Raw genomic sequence first — 221 nt, 5'->3', positions numbered from 1 at the left:
TCCGTCGTCGGCAGCGTCAGATGTGTATAAGAGACAGCGTCCGCATCGCCGAAGACGCCGAGGCTCTCCTCCTCGGCGAGAAGCCAGTCGACGGCCTCGTCGTCGCTGAAGCCGTCATCCGCTAGGACTGTCTCTTATACACATCTCCGAGCCCACGAGACACTCGCTAATCTGGGGGGGGGGGGGCTGGGGTGGGAGGGGGGGGGGGGGGGGGGGGGGGG

At 67.4% G+C, this 221-nt stretch carries 1 pseudogene; it reads right to left on the bottom strand.

The features are described from left to right. Positions 1-122: pseudogene (locus ACPYOG_RS20315) on the bottom strand (hypothetical protein); the annotation flags it as partial. Between the last annotated feature and the right edge of the window lie 99 nt (positions 123-221).

The organism is Leifsonia sp. HAY1-4F, from assembly GCF_056755275.1.
This window is presented reverse-complemented; position numbering and strand designations above follow the sequence as displayed.